The organism is Bacillus cereus (assembly GCF_015071065.1).
Taxonomy (GTDB): Bacteria; Bacillota; Bacilli; order Bacillales; family Bacillaceae_G; genus Bacillus_A; species Bacillus_A cereus_BA.
The window spans coordinates 74,144-94,798 of sequence record NZ_VOVA01000013.1 but is presented as its reverse complement, the minus strand read 5'-3'; the positions used below and the strand labels follow the sequence as shown (position 1 = coordinate 94,798).

Below are 20,655 nucleotides of genomic sequence, written 5' to 3'. Positions count from 1 at the left end.
TTATGTATATAGGTTTCAACTATCATCCATCCAAAAGTGGCTGTCAATATTGGCATGAATGGGATGAAGATGAAGTAAGAACTGATTTGTTAAAAATGTCTCGTGAAGGGTTTAATGTAGTCAGGTTTTTCTTGTTTTGGAAAGATTTCGAACCTCATGAAGGAGTCTATGATTATCTTGTTGTAGAGCGGTTACATCAGTTTATTAAATTAGCAGATGAGGCTAATTTGTATTGTATTCCTTCAATTTTAACAATATGGATGAATGGACAAATATTTAAACTACCTTGGGATAATTCAACGGATGTATGGGGAAATATTAAATTTAAAACTAGAGCAGAGTGTTTTCTAGAGTTTATAGGTAAGGAACTAAGAGAGTATAAAAATATTTTATATTTTGACATAGGTGATGAAATAATATATGCAAATGAAAAAGCGGTTTTATCGCTGAAAAGTGAAGAAGCAAATATATGGTTAAGAGATATGATTACTGCATTAAAAAAGGGGAATCCACAAAGTAGTGTAATTATGGCAAGTGATCATTTATCAGTAGTAGGAGAACATCCCTTTGTTTTATCTAATATTTCTAATAAATTGGATGCGGTTGCAATACATGGATTTCCTCTATGGACAAAATTCAATATTGAATCCAATAATTCATGGAAATCATCATTATATGTATCATTTCTAGTTTCAATAGCAAAATTATATGGTAAGCCCTTAGTTGATGAATTTGGTTTGTATGGTTGTTCCGATGATATAAGAGCTGATTATATGTTGACGAGTGGATTAAGTAGTATTTTACATGGAGCAACAGGAATTATTTCATGGTGTTGGAAAGATTTTGAGACTGTTAAAGAGCCTTTTAATTTAAGACCGGGAGAAAGGTTTGTTGGTTTTTATAGCTCTTCTGGAAAGCCTAAAAAGAGTGTATACAGTTTGAAAGAATGTGTAAAAATTTCCAATAAGATACGAGATGGAAAGTTGAGTGAAAAAAAGGTAGGGATTTTTTTACCAGAAGAGCAGTTTAAAGAAAATGATAAGAATTTAGATTTTACACAAAAATCAATATCTCAATTCTACGCGTTTTTATTGCTAAAAAAGACGCAAATCCCAACAGAATTTTGTAGGGGAAATCTAGAACAGTATAAAGCAATTCTATTCCCTTCAAACCTACATTTGACAAATGAAGATTTAGAAAATTTGAAAAAATATGTATACCAAGGTGGAATATTGATCTATAGTACAGGGAATTACTTATACGGACATGGGATATCTGACCTATTTGGAATAGAATTAGAAGATTATACATTAAACAATGAGGATTTTAGAAGTTTTGAATATGAAGGGACTTCATATTACGTCGAATGGGAAAATTTAAAAGATAATCAAATTCCAATTATAAGAGAAAATCAAGCAGAAGTGTTAGCAAGATTTAATGAATCGAAGAAGCCTATTATAACAAGAAATTCATATGGAAAAGGGAAAGTTTACTATATTAATATCCCAATAGAGTCGCTATTAAATAAGCCTTACGCTATGGAAAAAGAAAATTTTTATAAAATTTATAAAAATATCCTTTATGCAGAAGGAATTGATGCACCAGCACAATTCTCATCGCCTTTTGTTGATGTACACATTTTAAATTATCATAACCATAATGATTGCGTTTTAATTAATCATTCCCCAAGAGAGCAAAATGGGAAGTTATTTATTAATAACACTTATATAGATATAAAAATGCAACCTAAGTCAGTAAAAGAAATAAAAGTATTCAAGAATAAGGAGAATGGCGATGAAAGCAGCTCTGTTAAGAGGACCTAGACTCATCCAGATTCAAGATGTTCCAGTTCCAAGTATTTTACATCCTAAAGATGCTGTTATAAAAGTTACTTTAACTTCTATTTGTGGTACAGATATGCATCCGTATAGAGGAGAACTTAATGACTTTATACATAATACAATAATGGGACATGAATTTACAGGAATTGTAGAATCTGTAGGTAATGAAGTTGAAAATATCCAAGTAGGGGATAGAGTTGTCGTCTCTGATATTGTTGCGTGTGGAGATTGTTGGTACTGTCAAAAAGATATGCATTACCATTGTGAACATGTTTCATTATTTGGCTATGGCGAAGTTGTGGGAGAGTATATCCCAGGTGGACAGGCTGAAAAAGTTAGAGTCCCATACGCTGATAAGCTTTTATTAAAAGTTCCAGGGAATGTATCTGACGAAAAGGCTATTTTTGTTGGTGATATATTATCTACCGGATACGCCTGTGCTATGGAGGGACAAATAAAAGAAGATGATTGCGTAGTAGTTATCGGTGGTGGACCTGTAGGACTAATGACAATTTTGTGTTCAAAGATGTTTACAAAGTCAAAAGTCTTTTTAATTGAACCTAATGAAAATAGACATTTAATTGCTAAGAAATTAGGAGCGATACCTCTCAAGCCGAATGAGTTAAATCAAATTTATAATTTTACAAATCAAAGAGGTGCCGATGTGATACTTGAGGCCGTAGGGACAGATAATACACTTCAAACAGCTTTAGATCTAGTACGTCCTAAAGGTAATGTAGTATGTGTAGGAGCGCATCATTCAAAGGCTATGCCATTTAATACTGAGAAGTCTTTTGCAAAAGAGTTATCATTAAAATTTGTGGTTGGGGACCCTTTAAAATATGGAGAGTTACTTTTAGAAAAAATCAAAGATGGGGAACTAGACCCTAGTGTTATTATTTCCCATCGTATGTCTTTTGGGAACATTGAAACAGCTTATAAAATGTTCGAGAGTCAAGAAGCTTTGAAAATTGTTTTAAGTCTAGGAGAATCGAGGGTATGAAAAATGAGTAGAGAAGAGATTTTAACGAAGTTAAAACTCGTATTATCAGATAATAATATTTTTACACAGGAATTAAAGATGGAGGATAGGATTGGCTATGGAAAATTAAAAATTGATTCTATCAAATTTATGAAATTAATGGTTGATTTAGAGAATGAATTTAATATTGAGTTAGACTATCGAGAAACTTTTGATGAACATAGTAATACGATTGAACATCTAGTTCAATATATTGAACATGGAAATAGGTCTTGAAAAAAATTAATAAATCCAAGAGGTTTGGTGCATTAATTTTAGCTGCGGGTGAATCAAGTAGAATGGGAAAACCTAAGCAACTTTTATCAATAAATAATGAAACTATGATACAGCATGTCATAAAACAAGTAGTACAAGCAGGATTCAATCAAATTATTTTAGTGTTAGGTTTTATGGACAAGACAGTAGAGAAGAGCATTTCAATAAAGATAAGAAAGAAAGTTGAAATTGTTCGAAATGATCAATACAAAAAAGGAATCTCATCATCAATAAAAATAGGTATAGGTAGCTTTAAAGGTGACATACCTGTTTTTATTTTCTTAGGAGATCAGCCTATAATTTCTCAAAAATTGATACTTGAGATGAAAACATGCTATCTCAAGTATCAATACGATGCGATACGTAATAATTATAATAATACCCCTGCACATCCCGTGTTGTTAGGACCAAAATTACTTAAAAAAGTTGATGAACTAGAAGGTGACAAGGGATTCAACACTTTAATAAATAAAAATAAGATATCGGTTAAAAATATAGATAATTCAAATGATTTTCCAATAATAGATATTGATACTCAAGAAGACTATTTTAAATTTATAAAATTAAAAGAGGGGTATGAATGTGACCAATAAAGTCCCTATTGAAATAATGGTGAATGGGGAAAAAATTAATACTGCTGTTTCTTCTATTCAACCGTTAGTACATTTTTTAAGAGATAATCTAAAACTAACAGGTACTCATATAGGCTGTGATTGTGTTTCATGTGGTGCTTGCACGGTGCTACTGGATGATGAACCCGTAAAATCATGTGCTATCTTAGCAGCACAGTGTAACCAAAAACAAATAACTACAGTAGAAGGTTTGGAGACAGATCAGGGATATAGTATATTACAGAAAAGTTTCCAACAGCAATATGCTCTCCAATGTGGATATTGCACGCCAGGTTTTTTGATGATTGGTACTTATATTACTAAAAATTTTACAGAATTAAAGGATGAAGAAATCGCAGAGCTATTAAGAGGGAATTATTGTAGATGTACTGGCTATACTCCTATTATCAAAGCAATAAAAGAAAGTTTAGGGAAAGAATAGATAACACTCTTCCGAAAGTGAGGATGCTGACAGATATATAGTATAGAACTTAAATATATTCTTGCTACAGGATGTGTATGATAACGAGAGTGAAGTTTGTATTTTAAAAATTAAATAAATACGGGACCGTTAAAGAATGGATTATGCATTTAATACTATTTATGTTTTGTTCTAATAAAATAATTTCATGTATTTATCTAATGAAAAATTTTTAAGGGGTTAATAGATGGAAACCATAGAGAAATTATTAAGTGAAACAATAAAGGGGCGAAAAACTGCATTAGCTACAGTTATAAATACTAAGGGTTCAACGTACCGTAAGCGGGGAGCTCAAATGGTTATTAATGATAAAGGAATAGGATATAGCCAGTTAAGTGGGGGGTGCATAGAAAATAACATAATTGATAAATCCTTAGACGTAATGAATAATCAAACAGGTTTTGATATTGGCAGTTATTTAAATCTTTCACAACCAGATCCTATTTTTGGTTTTGATAAAGGTTGTAAAGGCGACATGGATATTCTGATTTTAGATACTAAGCAATTACAACCACATCTTCATACTATATATAATAGTTTAAATAAAAACGAGACTGTACTAGTTGGTACCATTATTAATCATATTGATTTTAGGCTAGTAGGGGAGAGTTTTATCAAATATGAAAATTCGGATCTGAAAATTCTGAATAAGTCTGATTTACTAGATCCCAAAATCAAAGAGGCTTTGAATAATGTAGAAATTAAAACAGGTTTGTATCATGATGAGAACAATAAGGTAGGCATATTTATTCAAGCGTTTTATCCCCAAAAAGAAATAATTGTTATGGGGGCAGGAAATGATGTATTTCCTATTATGGAAATAGCAAAAAAATTAAATTTTGAACTAAGAATAAATGATTTTAGGGAGAGCTTAATTAAAAGATTTACTAACAGATGCAAAGAAGTTACTTTACTTTCTAATAACATAGAGAATGTTGAATCCTATTTAACAAATATGAGTAAGAATACACCAGTTGTTATTATGAGTCATAATTTTTCGTTTGACTGTTTATGTTTAAAAAGTGCTATTGATCTAGGGTTTAAGTACATTGGTGTAATGGGACCAAGACATAGATTAAATAATTTAATGACAGAAATTGATGCTACGGAAACCAATTCTATTCATTGTCCAATTGGGATAAATATAGCTGCACAAACACCTGAAGAAATTGCAATAAGCATTTTAGGAGAAATTATAAATTACTATAATGATCAAACAAATACATGGAGGTAATAAAATGGATCAAATTAAAGAGAGAATAGTAAAAACTTTAATTGAAGCTTCTGAAGGAGCATTAGATAAAGAAACTATTATGGAAGTTAAGGATGATATAAGTGCTTTATCTTTAAATTCGTTAACTATTATTAGATGGTTGGTAAGTATGGAGGAGGAATTTAATATTGAGTTAGATATGGAAAAGGTATTACTAGAAAATAAATTAATTTGGTCATTTGAAAAAATAACAAAGTATATAAATACAAAAGTTAATGGGGAGGCTGTTTAATTATGATACTGGAAAATAGAATTCTAGATTTTAAACTTTTAACTTCGAATGGGAAAGAGCTACGTTTAAATGATTATTTAGGTAAATATATTGTTTTGTTTTTCTATCCTAAAAATGGAACACCAGGTTGTACAAAAGAAGCTTGTTCATTTAGGGATAATTATAGTGAGTTTCAACAACTCGAGGATGTAGAGCTATTTGGAATTAGCGCAGATAATTTAGAATCTCATCAAAAATTTAGTGATGATTACAAATTACCATTTCAGTTATTAAGTGATGAGAATTTTGAAGTTGCTAAACGATATGGTGTGTTTGAAGAGAAAAAGTTTCTTAATAAGGTTATTAAATCAATTAATCGAACCACATTTATTTTAGATAAAAAAGGTATTATCCAAAAAATTTTTACGGATGTTAATCCAAGTAATCACGCAAAAGAAGTGTTGGAAGAATTGGAAAAAGTTAGAAAGTAAAATACGTGGTTTTACTTTCTAACTTTTACAAATTAAATGGGGGGAATGAGGTGGTTATTTGAATACTAAACCTCTGCGGAAAGAAGATAATAGATTTATTACTGGTAAGGGGAGATACGTATGCGATATTAACCTTCCTGATATGCATTATGTTACTTTTGTCAGAAGTACAGTCCCGCATGCGTTTATTGAAGAAATTGATAAAACAGATGCCCTCATAGAAGGGGTAATTGGTATATTTACAAGTGAGGATTTAGATCCTAACCTGGGGGAGATTTCAATTGTATGGCCTGTAGAGAACCTGAAAAATCCAGGACATCCCTTGTTAGCAAAAGAAAAGGTAAGATTCGTAGGAGAGCCTATTGTCATAATAATTGCTGTAAGTAGAGAAATAGCTTTATTAGCAGCTAGTAAAGTTAAGGTAAGATATAAAAAATTAAAAGCTATTACAAATCTATTGGAAGCAATAGATAACAAAGATGTATCTGTACATGAAAATATTAAGGAAAACGTAGCTTACAATATAAAAAAAACATTTGGAAATAAGAAAGAGATTGAAAATGCAGTACATTCTTTTGAACAGAGAATCATAATTCCAAGGGTAGCACCTCTACCAATGGAGACTAGAGGAGTAGTAACTTACTATGATGAGTATCAGGATACGCTAACAATGTGGACTTCTACTCAACTTCCCCATGCTTTACGATTATCTTTATCAATTGCTTTAGGACATCCGGAAAATCGTTTGTATGTGAAATGTCCTGATGTAGGTGGGGCATTTGGTTCAAAAATGAATGTTTATAGGGAAGAAGTTCTGTTAGCTTACTTTGCTAAGAAAATAAAAAGGCCTCTTAAGTTTATAGAGACAAGAAATGAAAATTTTTGTACGACTACCCATGGTAGAGATCAAATACATGATGTAAAGGTCTACTATAATCCTGCAGGAAAAATCCTAGGAATAGATTTATTATTACATGCAAATATGGGAGCATATTTGCAAGTAGCTACACCGGGAATGCCTATCTATACTTCAAAGATGTTATCAGGGTGCTACAATATTCCTTATATAAATGTTGATATAAAAGCATATTATACTAATCAAGTAGCCATAGATGCATATAGGGGAGCAGGAAGGCCTGAAGCAATCTATTTATTAGAAAGAATTATAGATATCATAGCTCTAAAATGTGGTATAAATCCTGTAGAAATAAGAATGAGAAATTTCATAAAATCCTATGAATTTCCTAAAAGTGTAGTTACTGGATTGACTTATGATAGTGGTGACTACCATAAATCTTTAATAAAATTAATAAAAATTAGTGAATATGAAAAATGGAAAAAAGAGCAGTTAATGAGAAGGGAAAATAAAAGTAACTATCAGTTAGGTATAGGCCTTTCGAGTTATGTAGAATTTTGTGGAACTGGTCCATCTAAGGAACATAAGGCAATCGGTTTGATGACGAGTGGTTTTGAATCTGCTGTTGTTAGGATTCATCCTTTAGGTTCTGTAACTGTTATTTCTGGATCATGCCCGGCTGGTCAAGGACATGAAACTGCATGGTCATTAATAGTATCACAAGAACTAGGAATAAATTTTGAAGATATTGAGGTAATTACCGGTGAGACAAGCAATGTACCTTGGGGGGGAGGGACTTATGGTAGTAGGAGTGCTGCTGTTGGTGGAAGTGCTATATACAAGGCGTGTCAGCAAATTATTAATAAATCAAAGATATACTTATCTGCGATTTGGGACAAAGATATTCGTTCCATTCAATTTGAAAAAGGATTATTCTTCATTAATGAAAAACAGACTATGAGGATTGAAGAAGTGACACAAAAATTATACTTAGCCCATGATCTTCCAGAAGGTGTTGATCCAGGTTTAGAGGCAACGGTATTTTTTGAACCCTCTAGCCTTACATTTCCTTTTGGTTCGCATTTATGCATTGTCGAAATTAATATTTTAACTGGTGAACCCAAAATATTAGAGTATTTTGCAGTGGATGACTGTGGACATATACTTCATGAAGAGCTTGTTGAAGGGCAGATTAAAGGAGGTATAGTCCAGGGGATGGGACAAGCACTATTAGAAGAAGTATGTAATGACGAAGATAATGAAGTCCCTTTTTCACAATCTTTTCGAACATACCAATTACCAAGAGCGATGGATATTCCTAAAATCACACTAGAAAAGACAATCACCCCATCTCCCGTAAACCCTTTAAAAGTTAAAGGAGTAGGTGAAGCAGGTACAATAGGAAGTCCACCGGCTATAATAAATGCAATCGTAGATGCAATAACTATATTTGGTATAGAGCATATTGATATGCCTGCAACATCAGATAAAATTTGGTCATTAATACAGGAGGCTAACAATGGTGGAATACATGGCACCTAAAAGTCTTGAGGATGCAATAAAAGCATTAACTGAAAAAAAGGGAAAAAAAGTAATATTAAGCGGTGGACAAGTTGTAACAAACCAAATAGTAAAAGGAACTCTCTTCCCAGATACGGTTTTAGATATAACAAGAATTCCGGAACTTAAAGAAATTAGAGTAGAAGAAAATGGTGTGTTTTTAGGGGCGTGTCTTACACATACCGATATTTTAAATAATCACATAGTAGTAGAATCTCTTCCAGCTTTTTATCAAGCAGCGGGCACTATAGGAGATTTACAAGTCCGGAATAGAGCAACAATTGGTGGAACAATTTGTGATGCTAATTTGTCAGGAGATTATTGGGGGGGATGGTACCTTACTAATGCTTTAGTTTGGATAAGATCTAAAAATAACTTGAAGAAGGTACCTATAAAAGAATTAGTAAAGGGACAAAATAAATTATATTTAAAATCAGATGAACTTATTTTGGGAATAGAAATTCCTAAAATACATAATAGTCTATATATTAAATTTTACTTAAAGAGTAGGCAAATGCTTGGTGTCACCATTGTTAATGAAAAAGCTGCTATTACAGGAATTAATGAGTATCCAATAATAATAGATTTATATAGAACTAATATTACTGAGTTATTTGATTATACTAGCATCTCGAAATATAAAAAATATAAAATTTCTATGGTTCAACATATACTAAATCAGTTTAAAGGGGGGCTTAAGGATGAAAATAGACTTATTTAAAAAATGGTTAAACCCATATGCAACAGTTGTAAGAGATCTGGCTTTAGAAAGTGATAGGGCTGGTAAACCTGTTAATACTTTTGTTGAGGATTCCTATTTCAAGCCTCTTCATTTTTTTAAAACACCTTCTAGATATTGGGATGGAATCACTTTAAAGGATGGAAATAAAGTATTCGGTACAACGGCATTAGAGAATGTCATCTTTGTAGAAGAAATAGCTTATGGAGATCCAAGTTTATATTTATCCCTTCCAGGTCCGAATCTTTCGGGAACAATAGTGGATAAAATAGGAACGCAAGAACAAAGGGATGATTTTTTTGAATATTTCATCAATAATAATTCTTGGTCAGCCTTTGCATTAACAGAGCCAACCGCGGGGTCTGATGTAGCCAATATGCTAATGACTGCAGAAAAAGGAGAAAACAATACTTATTTATTAAATGGTCAAAAAAGATATGTAGGAAATGGGGCTATTGCAGATTATATGGTTGTTTTTGCTAAAAAGACAAAGAAAGATTTACCAAAAAATAAAAGTATTTTTTTAGATGCTTTTTTAATTAATAAAAATAATAATTTATCCAATATTAAACAGAGTGTCGATAATACACTCGGATTAAAATCGGCTCGTTTAGGAAAGATTGAGTTTACTGATTTTCTAGTAACAGAGCAAGATATTTTGGGACATGACAAGAGTTCGTTAAAAAGAGGGATAAGAGGAGCGATGGAAACATTTTTACACATGAGACCGGCAACAGCTGCAATTGCTATTGGATTAAGTAAAGCTATTATAGATTATGTACAAACATGCGTGAATCATGAATATAATAAATTTATTTTAGACAGGTTGAAATGGGAAGTTGAAAGAGGAAGAGTATTAACATTGCAAGCAGCTATTACATGTGATGCTGGTAATTTTAACTCATATTATTCATCAATGGCAAAGCAGTATATGAATGGTGTAGTAGTAAAGGTAGTTAGAGAATGCTCAAAATTAATGGGGGACTACGGATTGATAGAGCATCCTCTTTTGGAAAAGTGGTTAAGAGATGCAAGAATGATAGAGTTTATGGAGGGTTCAACCAATATATTGAAAATGGATATCAAAAATAAAATGATGAATGGTAGGTTGTAAGACTATGAATCCTATTGCCTTATCACATATATCTAGTTATATACCTAGTAAGAAAATTGATATTCCTGAAGTTGCAAGAATGATAAATGCTGTTGATTATCCGTTTAGTAAAAGCGATATTGATAGATTTGACAGCAATTTAGGTTTTAAATGTGTACCAATAGAGGAAAAATTAAGTTTGGAGGAGATGCTTTACAAGGCTTGTACTCCAACAATATGTAAATTACAAAAAGAGGGTAAAGCGATAGATAGAATAATATTGACTAGGACTTCTCAGATATATTGGCATGAGCAAAATATATTTCGTAAACTGATGCATGATTATGATTTATTGGACATACCCACATTTTCTGTTGCTCAACAAAATTGCGCTTCTATTCATACTTCTTTATTATTAGCACAACAATTACTTAATTCCAATGAAGAAATGGAAGGGATATTATTAGTAAGTGGAGATAAAGCCTTTCATCCAAGCCTACGACGTATCCCTGATTCATTATTAGGTGATAGTGCTAGTTGTTGTTATTTGAGTAAAAATCTTAAAGGGAACCACCATACAATTCAAATTATAAAAAATAATGTTGATGCGGTAACGTATAATGGCGTGAATTCTACCCCAAATCAGTTAGAATGGTTTAATACAACGTACTATTTTGCTATTAGACAAATAGTGAGGGAAGTATTAAAAGAGGCAAATCTTACATTAGAACAGATCAGCCTTATAATTGGGAGCAATGCTAACTATAAGACGTGGTTAAAAGTATCAGAAATACTTGATTTTCCTATAGAAAAATTCTATACGGACACTATAGATAAGGTAGGACATTTATACTGTTCAGATATTCTATTTAATTTACAAATGATTGATATAGAAAAAAAAATAAAACCAGGTTCTTATTATCTAACTATTACAGTGGGGCTAGGAGGTACATATGGTTGTGCTTTACACCAGTATCTATAAGGAGGTCATAGTGTGAATAGTTTTTTTTTATCAATTTTAAATGTTGAAAATCCCTTATATGCTAATAAGGCAGACTATTTGCAAGATTTTAATAAAAAGCAAACGAACGTAGACAGCGCTTTGGATTGGCTGTTCGAGGATAATATTCATAACATACCGTCAATTCATGATTCAAAAAAACAAGAAGAGTTTCTTTCAAAAACAATCAAAGTACCTACATTTAATGCTCCTCATTCAGATATTTTACTAAAATTAATAAGTGAATCTAATATACCCGCTGATGAAATAGATGTATTATGTTACTGTCATGAAACGTTAGAACAAAGTCATAGTATGTTACCTGTACTTAAGGCTAAGAAGGAATTAAAATTAAAAAAAGCTTTGCCATTTTCAATTGGGCAAGCAGGCAGCTTAAGTAGTATTATGGCTATGGACATAGCGAAAGCTCTATTGAACAATGGGTATAATAATTTTCTGGCTACTATTGTAGATTCGATGCATGCTCCTTTTTCACGTTCTGCTTTTAATGGCTATACAAAAGGGGATGTGGCAATTTCTTTGCTATTAAATAACCAGAATGGTGATTACAAAATTAAATATTTTAAAGTATATCCTACCTGCCATAATATAAGTCCTGCGCATTGGAGTATCAATGATTATTTAACTGCTGAGGATTTACTAGTTGCAAAATATAGAGAATTATTGGATGATATTAATAATAAAGAACATTCAATTAAATGGACAGTATATCAGAACGTATCCAATAGATTAGATAATATGTTTAAAGAGATAGGATTTAACAAAGGATTAAATTCTTGGAATCGAATAAAATCTCAAGAGATAAATCTATTAAGTAGTGATGTTTTTTTATCACTAATAGATTTAGAGTCTAATAAGAAATTAAAACCAGGAGATGATATATTGCTTGTATCTGCAAGCATTGATCATGGGATTGCAGGGGTAGTTTTAGAAAAAATGTGAGAGAGTTAGAGTGGGGGAAAAAGTAATGGTAAAAATATTAACAGAATTCCTTAGACCTAAAAGTATGGAAGAGGTCCTAGGACAGTCGCATTTAAAAAAGAAAAATCATCCTATTATGAAAATGCTAGAGAATAAAAATCTTAAATCTATCTTACTATATGGTCCCCCAGGTACAGGTAAATCGAGTTTAGCAAAGATTTTAGCAAAATCATCGGATCTGCCTTTTGAAGAGATGAATGCAACAGTAAATTCAACTGGTGATATTCGAGAAGTAATCGAAAAGCACTCCAGTTCTTTTGTGCTGATATTAGATGAGATTCACTATTTAAATAAAAGGTTGCAAAGTATTTTATTATCGTATATGGAAGAAGGGAAAGTTATTTGTATTGGTACAACAACTGAAAATCCATATAAAACAATCGCGGATGCTATTCGGTCCAGAATGTTTTTAACAAAAGTATATCCTCCAAACAGAACAGAAGTGAAGTTATTAATCCAGAAAATAAAAAAAATTTTTAATAATATTGAGATTGAGCCTGAAGCAGAAGAATTAATAATGGGTGCGTATGAGAATGATGTTAGAAAGTTTATAACGACCTTAGATTTATTATTTAATATAGAAGAGAATATTATAACCTTAGAGGATGTACAATCAGTTTTAGGAATTACTCAAGGGGATGATCCTTCAAAGTTAATGTCAGCTTTTATTAAATCTCTACGTGGGAGTGATGAGAATGCTTCACTCTACTATCTATGTCGTATGATACGCGTTGGAGTTCCAGGTAGCCAAATATTTAGAAGGCTGTCTATTTTTGCAGCTGAAGATGTAGGACTTGCAAAACCTGATGTTATGCAGTCTATTGCAAGTGCGCAACAATTATATAATAATCTAGGCGATGAAGAATACGACTCAATATTAATATTAGCAAATTTGGTAGTGTATCTTTCTTTAATTCCAAAATCAAGAAGTATTGTTGAAGCTGTACAAACAACATTTAAGGAAATTGAAAGTGGATATTTACCGAGTGTGCCAGAATATTTGTTGAACTATTATAAAGGAAATAAAAAAGCGGGGGAAATAGACACTCCTTTTCTGCCTGAATCGTGTAAAAACAGAGTATTTTTTACACCATGGGATGTTGGACAAGAGGCAAGTGTAAGGAAGTTTTTGGAAAAGAGAAGGAATAGCTAGATAGATAATTACTAAGGAGGAAATTTTTTAGTTAAGTACAAACATAACAAATACCAATCTAAACTTAGATTGGTATTTGTTATGTTTGTAAAAATATATTAATGCTCATTTTTATATTGAGAATGATAAGGTTGTAATGATAAATATTTAAAATGCATTATTATCCCTTTAAATACTTTGAAAATAATTCTTTAATTTTTTCGGGCCATAGTTGGGTATCTAAACCATACTGAGCCAAGAATGCAAATATCCATCTCTCTAAACCAAATGCCATACAACTCGTAGAGGCAAATTCATTATTATTTTTAATTGAAAAAGCTTGTCCAAAAACATTACCATGGTAATTAGATGAACTTACTGAAATAGAACTATTTAGATAAGGAATCTTGAATTTTAACTCATACTTCATATCCAGATCTCTTTGGAAAAAAGATTTAACTTTATAATCATTTGTAAAAAATGGATCATTAGCATTTTCAAGGAAAGAATCAATTTCCCATATGTTAAGAAATTCTTTCAATAATATAATTGATTTTTCACGCATTGATTTTACGTATTCGTCACTACCGATAAAGATAATTTCTCTCATTGAAAAATCAAGTAATCTGCCAAAATCTGAATGATTATTTGATTCATATCGGCTACATCTTCCAACAGATGTTATTGTACTCCCCTCATCAGGGACTTCTTTATTTTCTAAACTTTGATAACAATGGTAGCAAACAGCTGGATTTTTAACAAGGCTAGTTGTTCTGACGTCATTAGGTTTAATCATATCTGCATTCAAACCATCGTTCGCTCTTACATTTTCTGTGAACTTATCTATATTCGTTAACTCTTCTTCTAAATGTTGAGTAAATAGTACATGATGCGGGAAAGAAGTGAAGTGATTGGTTTTATTTAAAGTATCCATTGAAATTAATGTAGGATAATATTCATTTACAGCACCTAGTGGTTTTGCAACATAATCAACAATTAATTGGTCTAAAAAAAGGATTAAGTCTGAGAAAGGGGGACGGAATGTGAAGATTCCCTCATGATTTTTCACAATAATATTTTGATCTATAAGTTGTGTAAATATGTCATTTATATAAGGTGGTTGTACCGAATGCTCATGAATAATTTGACTTTTAAAAGGAAGATTCCTTCCTCCTGAAATTCTTTCTGTTAACTTGTGGACTAGTTTTTCTAGATGAATAGTAATTTTTTCAGTATGATCAATCTTAATTTTATCATGATCAATTTTACAAGAGATAATATTATTATTTAAAAAACGAAGCAGGTACTGGAATTGTTGGAATTCTTCTTCATTTTTTGTGAAATTATCAATAATTAGCTCATTCATTTCAAAACAACTCCTTTTTTATTTTGTACAAAAGTTATTATTTTATTAATAGTAGTAAAATTATCTAGTGTTAATTCTTCATCAAATACTTCAAATTCAAAATAAACTTCTAAGTCTACAATAAAATGCATAAATGCAATAGAGTTGAAACCAACGAATAATAAGTCTTGATCATCGTCTGTATTACTATCAATGTGAATTTGTTTTTGAAGCAACTCAATAATAGAATCTCGCATAAAATCTTCTCCCTAATTTTAAATATATAATTTATTTTTATTTAAGATACTCTGAATTATTTTTTCGCCATGAAAGCGTCCGTCTGAAATAGTGATAGTATTAACATCGGATCCTCCAGCGACCACACCACAACAATATATACCTTGGATATTTGTTTCTAAAGAGTCTTTGTTGTATTTTGGTATATTTGTAACTTCGTCGAACTCAACCCCAAGTGATTGGAGTGGAACATAGTTAGGTTGGAATCCAATGAGCTTTAACACAAAATCATTTTTAATATGTTTTACGCCATCTGGAGTATTGATAGTTACAGTTTTTTCTGTAACCTCTTGTATGTTAGAATTAAAATAGGCAGTAACTTTTCCTTCATCTATAGCCTTTCGTACAGATGCCAACATCCACCTTTTTGGTGTATAACTGAGATTCGATCCTCTGTGGACAAGAGTAACCTTTGCATCCACAGTTAGTAAATCCATTATGGCCTCCAAACCAGAGTGTCCTGTTCCAACAACAACAACATTTTGATTAGAATATGGATGAGATTCTGTAAAATAGTTTTTTACTTTGTTCAAGTCTTCTCCAGGGATATTTAAATTTCTAGGATTATCAAAGAAGCCTGTGGCAAAAACAACATTTTTTGTATGATAGATTCCTTTATCCGTACGGATTTCATAAGACGTTTGAGTCATTTTATTAACTGAAGAGACATCTAAAACCTCTTCATATTGTTTAATATTCAAATTAAAATATTTGGAAACCTTATAGTAATATCTCATCGAGTCTTGTTTTGTTGGGGGACCATACTTTAAAGAGAAAGGAATAGAATCTATTTCAAAATCTTCAGGAGGTCCAAAAAGCGTAACATATGTAGGGAATTTAGAAATAGTGTTTACAATACAGCCTTTTTCAATAACTAGGTAATCAAGTTTAGATTTATGAGCTTCTACAGCTGCAGCAAGACCACAGGGGCCAGCTCCAATGATAATAAGATCCTTCATTTATAATTACTCTCCTTTAGTTAGTTGTTCATATAAGGGTAATATTTCTTTTTTTATTTGGATGATTTCTTGCAAAGTATTTAATGAACGACTAATTAGTGTATCGTTCTTAGTCAGATGGGCTTTTAATATATAATTTGCAACCAATTTCCATTTTTGATCTAATTCGTGGAATGCATTTTCTAATACAGGATGTCCAAAATAAGTATTAATAAAATCTGCATGTTGAGCTCTATAAGATCCCATATGCTTTAGTTTAGAAAAAAGATTTATTACCTTTATATAATCTTGCAAATAGTCATCTCTTTTCTCCAAATCCGTATATAAACTTTCAACTCCTAATAAGCCAGAAGAGTTAGAAATTTTTTGTGTCATATGTTTGTAGTTTGATTGAATTAATTCAGTTAGTGTATTTTGGTTAAAAGTATGTTCAATTTTTTCGATGCTAGCAATAATCATAGGGTGTTCTATATGGAATGCCTTTTTTATAGATTCTTCAATAATATTACGATTAACTTTAGTAAAGGAAGGTGTAGTGAAAAAATCTACAATATGATACTCCTGATTAATAGGATCATATCCTCTAATAAGTAAAAAGTGATTTTCATGAAACTTTTGAAAGCATATATTATCATGTGGCAAGTCAAACCTATCAATAAAAACCATTGGTAATTTAGTTTTACTAAGAGAGGAAATAATCATTTGATGATAGTCTACTATAGGTTCCTCTATAGCCGTAAGTTGAATATTAAAATAATCATTAAGAAGTCTATTTCTTTCAAATGGTGAATTAAATAGACTTAATGAGAAGAAAATCAGGGGATCTTTTTTATAATTAAAACGCCAAAAAGATCCTGTTACTTCTTGAAAATTAACTTTACCCAAACCTTTTAAGGCAGCCATACAATATACTGTAATACAATCTGCGAGCTGATTATCCATATGTGCTATTTTTAATTTCTTCATTTTATACTCCTTTTACAGCTTAGTCATATTAGATAGTTTTAATGAAGAGGGATAGAGAACTAAGTAATCAAATATATAGTACTAATTAATACTACTGGATAATTTTATAAGCTGTTTAATATATTGTTCTTCTTTTTCTTTCAATTGAGATACCCTATCAAAAACCTTTTGTGAGAAGTGATCATTACGTACAACATTACGAAGTGCTAGGTTAGCACAAATCTTGTATTCTTGTGCTAAATCTGTAAGGATTTGTACCAGAGTAGTTGTTTCTTTTGAGGTATCATATTTCTCGAGAAATTCTCCAAATACATATCTAGAATTTCCCAATTCATTAAAGTCTTCATAGAGCTCCTCGAGAGTTGCTTGACGTAATTCTTCGTCCATATCTTGATTGATTGAATTTAACTTATGATAAATATCTTTAAAGACGTCTAATCCTTGTGAGAAGATATAGGATTCATCAAAAATCTTATATGACACGGGCAAACCAACTTGGTCAGTAGAAAGAAGGCTCGTTAGGTTTATATTTATAGATTTTTGATATGATTGCTTAGCAAAAGACTTATAATTTTTAGTACTTAAAGAATAATACTGATAACTTGATGGTTGTAACAGTTCTTTAGATCCTTCGACAGCTTTTTGAAGATCTTCTTCACTCAGATCGCCTACGAAATGATAGTAATGATCGATTAATTTATAATTAGACTCTTCTTTTTTCCAAATTTCCATCCAGTGAAAATTATGTTGAACTTGGTATCTAGATGAGTAAGGGAGAAAGAAAGTATCGACTGGCGCAATTACTTGTATCCCCTTATCGAGGGTAGAATCTAAACTTTCCCTGTAATCATTAAAGTTGGAAAATGTTTTATGTTCAGGTACTAGGTTGGAAAATTCAGAAATCTCTTCGTTAAAAAAACTCATTCTAGGTATAAACCTTACCGAGTTATCTGGACGTTTAATAGTATAGAGTTGACTAAGAAACCACAGGCCTTCAATTTCTACCTCTTCATGAATTACTCCTGTAACCGTCATAGTTAAGCAATTATGATAGGGATGAGTAAATAGTTTGGATTTATTCAATTGTTTCACCTCTTAATGTAATTGAGAATATATGGATAAAGGGATTGCTACCTAATTTAATTTCATCGAAAGCAATATTAGAAGGCAGTTGTTCCTGATGACAATATATCTTGGGTTGTAAGCTGAATAAATCAAGATTTTTGTTTCTAGTAAAAGGACATTCTAAAATAATTGGATCCCCAAACCAGGAGGTTTCTGAAACAAATTCTGTTAATGCTAATTTAAATGTATAAACTGTTTTGTTATTAAATAGGAGTTGAACATCATCATAAAAGTTACCATTATTTGAAGAACCAAGTATATAGAGGTCAGTAAATTTCCCTTTAGGAACTTGAATAGTTTGATAATCTAAAGTTAAATTATCGAAACCCTCACTAGTCTTCGTTGGAAAAAGAAATGAAGTATTTTCCCAATGGAATTTTTCTCCGTATTTAGGGAGATGTTCTGCTGGATAAAATGAAATTCCTAAGCTAAAACTACTATCATTAATAGGTTCATTTTCACCAAGAATACCATGATTATTAAATAAATCACTTAAATTAAGGTGGTAGTCTTTCAATATAAATCCCTCACTTTTTACAATAGTTATTAACATGAGCTTATAATACTTTTGTCTATGTGGACCATAAATCATTTGTTAAGAAAACGTTAGCGTATTATTTAATTAAGAAATGTAAAAGTAATTCTATTCGAGTATATAGACATCTTCTGTATATTTTCTTAGGCGATGTTTATAAGAAAGTATTTTCTTTTGGAAAGATTCGTCATCTTTTTGATCTAAAAGATGTAAGGGCATTTTTAGGTTTAATAATCGATCTGGAATTAATAATCGAGTCATTCCTGGTGGGGTAATATAATGATAGTCTCTCAATTCCTTAAATTCTTCTAATGTAAAAGGCTGAAAAGAAAGATACTGTTTACCAGGTTCTAAAAAGTCTGGCGGTTCTGGAAGTCTTTCAATTTCATCTTTATTTAAATAACTTGAAGATATTTTGTGAAGTATTTCTAAACGTAATTTTAAAGATTTTGGTCCTAGAAATACTGTAGTTTGATTAGAACGAAATAAAGTAAACATCGGAACCTCTTTAGCATAATAATTATTATTAATGATTTCTATATAATCAGGTATGACATGTGTCCATGATAGAATTTTAAGTTTAGGATGATCCAAGTCTACTTTTTGTACTATAATGTTATTGATATTCATCTCTATTAAAGATTTAGCCCTGTGTAATCCATCTAATATTAAATAGGTATTATCATGACAGACAGTTACCATAGGAGGATTATTTAAATATTTTAGGCTATGAATGTCATTTGTAATACGTTTCAATCTATGTGGGTCGTGATCTTCATGAAATCGTAAAGAATCTATTGGAATTAAATCTAAATTATTTAAGATAGACAAAATTATCAGCTCTCTCTTTTTTTAATAGTAATAGTCCAATATGTGAAAGCGGACCAACTTGTAGTAATAAAATGTTATCATTAGCATCTAAAACGCCAGTTTGTTCAGCTTGCTCTAATGAAACTAAACAATCACTAGTCAGAAGATTACTGCTAGTAGCAATGGTCCTTTTGAAGAGTTTCAGTTCGTTTTTTTGAGTATACATTTCTAATGCTTCAATGAAATATTCACTCAAATTTTGTGCGATTATCCATTTTATAGCATGGGTATTAATAAATTCATCTAATAATTTGCTTGTAATAGAAATCAATTTTTCTTCAAATAAATTATAATCTGTTATACTCCACCTTAGCGGTGTAGGAGTTGAAGAAAAAGAATGTAAAGTGTAGTCAATAATGCGATACTGTCCATTGTCTTTACTAAAAATACAGGAAGCAGAACTATCTCCCTTAGGATAAGAGTTGAAAAAAATTCTAGGGTGGGGTGGACATACTTGATCAGTAGTAGTAATGATAGAAAATGACTTTTTTGAATTTTGCTTGTGCAAAGTATCTAACAGAAATATAGAACTAGTAAAAGCAGCAGAACCTTGGTGACTTATCGAGAAGGGTATAGAACCTTTTAACTTCAGTTTTTTTTTCACTTTTAAAGCAGGAGTTAAATAGATACTAGGCTCGTTTGTATCATGACAATATGCAAAGTATAAGGGGTCTCTTTTTGATGTTTTATCCACTAATTTTTTTGTTGCTTCTAATGCCAAATCAGAAGAAGTTTCATTTAAAGATATTGGCAGTGAATTATTTGGAAGAATAAACTGTAAATTTGTTCCATCATAATTATTATCTAATTCGTATTCTTTGTTCAAAGAATATAATGGGAATTTCCGTTTTTGAGATTCAAATTTCTTAATAGTATTCTCTTGATTTATAAGATTGTTTTTTTGTATTTTGCGAGAATTGGGAACATAAGTTGTTATGTTCGAAATGAATATATTTGAGTTCATGAATTAC

22 protein-coding genes are annotated in these 20,655 nt (G+C 31.1%); 14 read left to right on the top strand and 8 right to left on the bottom strand.

Translation table 11 applies throughout. The features are described 5' to 3' along the window. The first annotated feature begins 2 nt into the window (after nucleotides 1-2). The 14 genes from FT637_RS22750 to FT637_RS22685 all read left to right on the top strand — a co-directional run bounded on the left by FT637_RS22750 (nucleotide 3) and on the right by FT637_RS22685 (nucleotide 13,608). Nucleotides 3-1,823, top strand: a complete 1,821-nt coding sequence (locus FT637_RS22750) for a beta-galactosidase trimerization domain-containing protein (RefSeq protein ID WP_193648219.1) — start codon at nucleotides 3-5, stop codon at nucleotides 1,821-1,823. Next, nucleotides 1,789-2,844 (top strand): alcohol dehydrogenase catalytic domain-containing protein, encoded by a 1,056-nt coding sequence (locus FT637_RS22745; RefSeq protein WP_227493919.1) that lies wholly within the window; start codon nucleotides 1,789-1,791, stop codon nucleotides 2,842-2,844. The genes FT637_RS22750 and FT637_RS22745 overlap by 35 nt, the downstream gene beginning before the upstream one ends. Before the next feature lie 3 nt (nucleotides 2,845-2,847). Then, a complete protein-coding gene (locus FT637_RS22740) occupies nucleotides 2,848-3,099 on the top strand; it encodes an acyl carrier protein (RefSeq protein WP_193648217.1) in 252 nt (83 codons plus the stop codon). Next, the gene (locus FT637_RS22735) at nucleotides 3,096-3,731 is read left to right on the top strand and encodes an NTP transferase domain-containing protein (protein WP_193648216.1); all 636 of its coding nucleotides are present in this window, start codon (nucleotides 3,096-3,098) and stop codon (nucleotides 3,729-3,731) included. The genes FT637_RS22740 and FT637_RS22735 overlap by 4 nt, the downstream gene beginning before the upstream one ends. Further along, entirely contained in the window at nucleotides 3,721-4,191 is a 471-nt protein-coding gene (locus FT637_RS22730; protein ID WP_088031210.1) for a (2Fe-2S)-binding protein, read from the top strand. Before FT637_RS22735 ends, FT637_RS22730 begins: the two co-directional genes overlap by 11 nt. A gap of 226 nt (nucleotides 4,192-4,417) precedes the next feature. After that, on the top strand, nucleotides 4,418-5,464 hold the full coding sequence (locus FT637_RS22725) for an XdhC family protein (protein WP_193648215.1): 1,047 nt from the start codon (nucleotides 4,418-4,420) through the stop codon (nucleotides 5,462-5,464). Nucleotides 5,465-5,468: 4 nt separating this feature from the next. Next, the gene (locus FT637_RS22720) at nucleotides 5,469-5,735 is read left to right on the top strand and encodes a phosphopantetheine-binding protein (RefSeq protein WP_168388009.1); all 267 of its coding nucleotides are present in this window, start codon (nucleotides 5,469-5,471) and stop codon (nucleotides 5,733-5,735) included. A gap of 2 nt (nucleotides 5,736-5,737) precedes the next feature. Then, nucleotides 5,738-6,205 (top strand): peroxiredoxin, encoded by a 468-nt coding sequence (locus FT637_RS22715; RefSeq protein ID WP_193648214.1) that lies wholly within the window; start codon nucleotides 5,738-5,740, stop codon nucleotides 6,203-6,205. Nucleotides 6,206-6,263: 58 nt separating this feature from the next. Next, the gene (locus tag FT637_RS22710) at nucleotides 6,264-8,603 is read left to right on the top strand and encodes a xanthine dehydrogenase family protein molybdopterin-binding subunit (RefSeq protein ID WP_193648213.1); all 2,340 of its coding nucleotides are present in this window, start codon (nucleotides 6,264-6,266) and stop codon (nucleotides 8,601-8,603) included. Continuing rightward, nucleotides 8,581-9,342 carry an FAD binding domain-containing protein gene (locus FT637_RS22705; protein ID WP_193648212.1) on the top strand — a complete coding sequence of 254 codons (762 nt, stop codon included), beginning with the start codon at nucleotides 8,581-8,583 and terminating at the stop codon, nucleotides 9,340-9,342. The genes FT637_RS22710 and FT637_RS22705 overlap by 23 nt, the downstream gene beginning before the upstream one ends. Continuing rightward, nucleotides 9,323-10,474, top strand: coding sequence for an acyl-CoA dehydrogenase family protein (locus tag FT637_RS22700; RefSeq protein WP_149191275.1), 1,152 nt, complete (start codon nucleotides 9,323-9,325; stop codon nucleotides 10,472-10,474). Before FT637_RS22705 ends, FT637_RS22700 begins: the two co-directional genes overlap by 20 nt. A 4-nt stretch (nucleotides 10,475-10,478) precedes the next feature. Then, complete coding sequence (locus tag FT637_RS22695) at nucleotides 10,479-11,435, top strand: 3-oxoacyl-[acyl-carrier-protein] synthase III C-terminal domain-containing protein (protein ID WP_176280901.1); 957 nt, start codon at nucleotides 10,479-10,481, stop codon at nucleotides 11,433-11,435. 12 nt (nucleotides 11,436-11,447) lie between these two features. Then, nucleotides 11,448-12,416 (top strand): hypothetical protein, encoded by a 969-nt coding sequence (locus tag FT637_RS22690; protein ID WP_193648211.1) that lies wholly within the window; start codon nucleotides 11,448-11,450, stop codon nucleotides 12,414-12,416. Between the two features lie 25 nt (nucleotides 12,417-12,441). Further along, complete coding sequence (locus FT637_RS22685; protein ID WP_149191273.1) at nucleotides 12,442-13,608, top strand: AAA family ATPase; 1,167 nt, start codon at nucleotides 12,442-12,444, stop codon at nucleotides 13,606-13,608. A gap of 160 nt (nucleotides 13,609-13,768) precedes the next feature. Here the strand turns inward: FT637_RS22685 and FT637_RS22680 are convergent, their stop codons facing one another. From FT637_RS22680 to FT637_RS22645, 8 genes are all read right to left on the bottom strand, one after another. Then, complete coding sequence (locus FT637_RS22680; RefSeq protein ID WP_193648210.1) at nucleotides 13,769-14,953, bottom strand: hypothetical protein; 1,185 nt, start codon at nucleotides 14,951-14,953, stop codon at nucleotides 13,769-13,771. After that, the gene (locus tag FT637_RS22675; protein ID WP_088031199.1) at nucleotides 14,950-15,189 is read right to left on the bottom strand and encodes an acyl carrier protein; all 240 of its coding nucleotides are present in this window, start codon (nucleotides 15,187-15,189) and stop codon (nucleotides 14,950-14,952) included. The genes FT637_RS22680 and FT637_RS22675 overlap by 4 nt, the downstream gene beginning before the upstream one ends. Before the next feature lie 18 nt (nucleotides 15,190-15,207). Next, complete coding sequence (locus FT637_RS22670) at nucleotides 15,208-16,188, bottom strand: YpdA family putative bacillithiol disulfide reductase (RefSeq protein WP_193648209.1); 981 nt, start codon at nucleotides 16,186-16,188, stop codon at nucleotides 15,208-15,210. Nucleotides 16,189-16,194: 6 nt separating this feature from the next. Then, nucleotides 16,195-17,154: a hypothetical protein gene (locus FT637_RS22665; protein WP_193648208.1), complete on the bottom strand. Its 960-nt coding sequence runs from the start codon at nucleotides 17,152-17,154 to the stop codon at nucleotides 16,195-16,197. Nucleotides 17,155-17,235: 81 nt separating this feature from the next. After that, complete coding sequence (locus FT637_RS22660) at nucleotides 17,236-18,237, bottom strand: BtrH N-terminal domain-containing protein (protein WP_088031196.1); 1,002 nt, start codon at nucleotides 18,235-18,237, stop codon at nucleotides 17,236-17,238. After that, nucleotides 18,230-18,871, bottom strand: coding sequence for a hypothetical protein (locus tag FT637_RS22655; RefSeq protein WP_193648207.1), 642 nt, complete (start codon nucleotides 18,869-18,871; stop codon nucleotides 18,230-18,232). Before FT637_RS22655 ends, FT637_RS22660 begins: the two co-directional genes overlap by 8 nt. A 51-nt stretch (nucleotides 18,872-18,922) precedes the next feature. After that, on the bottom strand, nucleotides 18,923-19,570 hold the full coding sequence (locus FT637_RS22650; RefSeq protein ID WP_193648206.1) for a hypothetical protein: 648 nt from the start codon (nucleotides 19,568-19,570) through the stop codon (nucleotides 18,923-18,925). A gap of 58 nt (nucleotides 19,571-19,628) precedes the next feature. Beyond that, nucleotides 19,629-20,648, bottom strand: coding sequence for a hypothetical protein (locus FT637_RS22645; RefSeq protein ID WP_193648205.1), 1,020 nt, complete (start codon nucleotides 20,646-20,648; stop codon nucleotides 19,629-19,631). Between the last annotated feature and the right edge of the window lie 7 nt (nucleotides 20,649-20,655).

Bases quoted from the DNA above. Each gene is read 5' to 3' on its own strand.
- FT637_RS22750 (WP_193648219.1), top strand. From the start codon at position 3: ATGTATATAGGTTTCAACTATCATCCATCCAAAAGTGGCTGTCAATAT.
- FT637_RS22745 (WP_227493919.1), top strand. From the start codon at position 1,789: ATGGCGATGAAAGCAGCTCTGTTAAGAGGACCTAGACTCATCCAGATT.
- FT637_RS22740 (WP_193648217.1), top strand. From the start codon at position 2,848: ATGAGTAGAGAAGAGATTTTAACGAAGTTAAAACTCGTATTATCAGAT.
- FT637_RS22725 (WP_193648215.1), top strand. From the start codon at position 4,418: ATGGAAACCATAGAGAAATTATTAAGTGAAACAATAAAGGGGCGAAAA.
- FT637_RS22720 (WP_168388009.1), top strand. From the start codon at position 5,469: ATGGATCAAATTAAAGAGAGAATAGTAAAAACTTTAATTGAAGCTTCT.
- FT637_RS22715 (WP_193648214.1), top strand. From the start codon at position 5,738: ATGATACTGGAAAATAGAATTCTAGATTTTAAACTTTTAACTTCGAAT.
- FT637_RS22705 (WP_193648212.1), top strand. From the start codon at position 8,581: ATGGTGGAATACATGGCACCTAAAAGTCTTGAGGATGCAATAAAAGCA.
- FT637_RS22700 (WP_149191275.1), top strand. From the start codon at position 9,323: ATGAAAATAGACTTATTTAAAAAATGGTTAAACCCATATGCAACAGTT.
- FT637_RS22695 (WP_176280901.1), top strand. From the start codon at position 10,479: ATGAATCCTATTGCCTTATCACATATATCTAGTTATATACCTAGTAAG.
- FT637_RS22685 (WP_149191273.1), top strand. From the start codon at position 12,442: ATGGTAAAAATATTAACAGAATTCCTTAGACCTAAAAGTATGGAAGAG.
- FT637_RS22680 (WP_193648210.1), bottom strand. From the start codon at position 14,953: ATGAATGAGCTAATTATTGATAATTTCACAAAAAATGAAGAAGAATTC.
- FT637_RS22675 (WP_088031199.1), bottom strand. From the start codon at position 15,189: ATGCGAGATTCTATTATTGAGTTGCTTCAAAAACAAATTCACATTGAT.
- FT637_RS22670 (WP_193648209.1), bottom strand. From the start codon at position 16,188: ATGAAGGATCTTATTATCATTGGAGCTGGCCCCTGTGGTCTTGCTGCA.
- FT637_RS22665 (WP_193648208.1), bottom strand. From the start codon at position 17,154: ATGAAGAAATTAAAAATAGCACATATGGATAATCAGCTCGCAGATTGT.
- FT637_RS22655 (WP_193648207.1), bottom strand. From the start codon at position 18,871: ATGATTTATGGTCCACATAGACAAAAGTATTATAAGCTCATGTTAATA.
- FT637_RS22645 (WP_193648205.1), bottom strand. From the start codon at position 20,648: ATGAACTCAAATATATTCATTTCGAACATAACAACTTATGTTCCCAAT.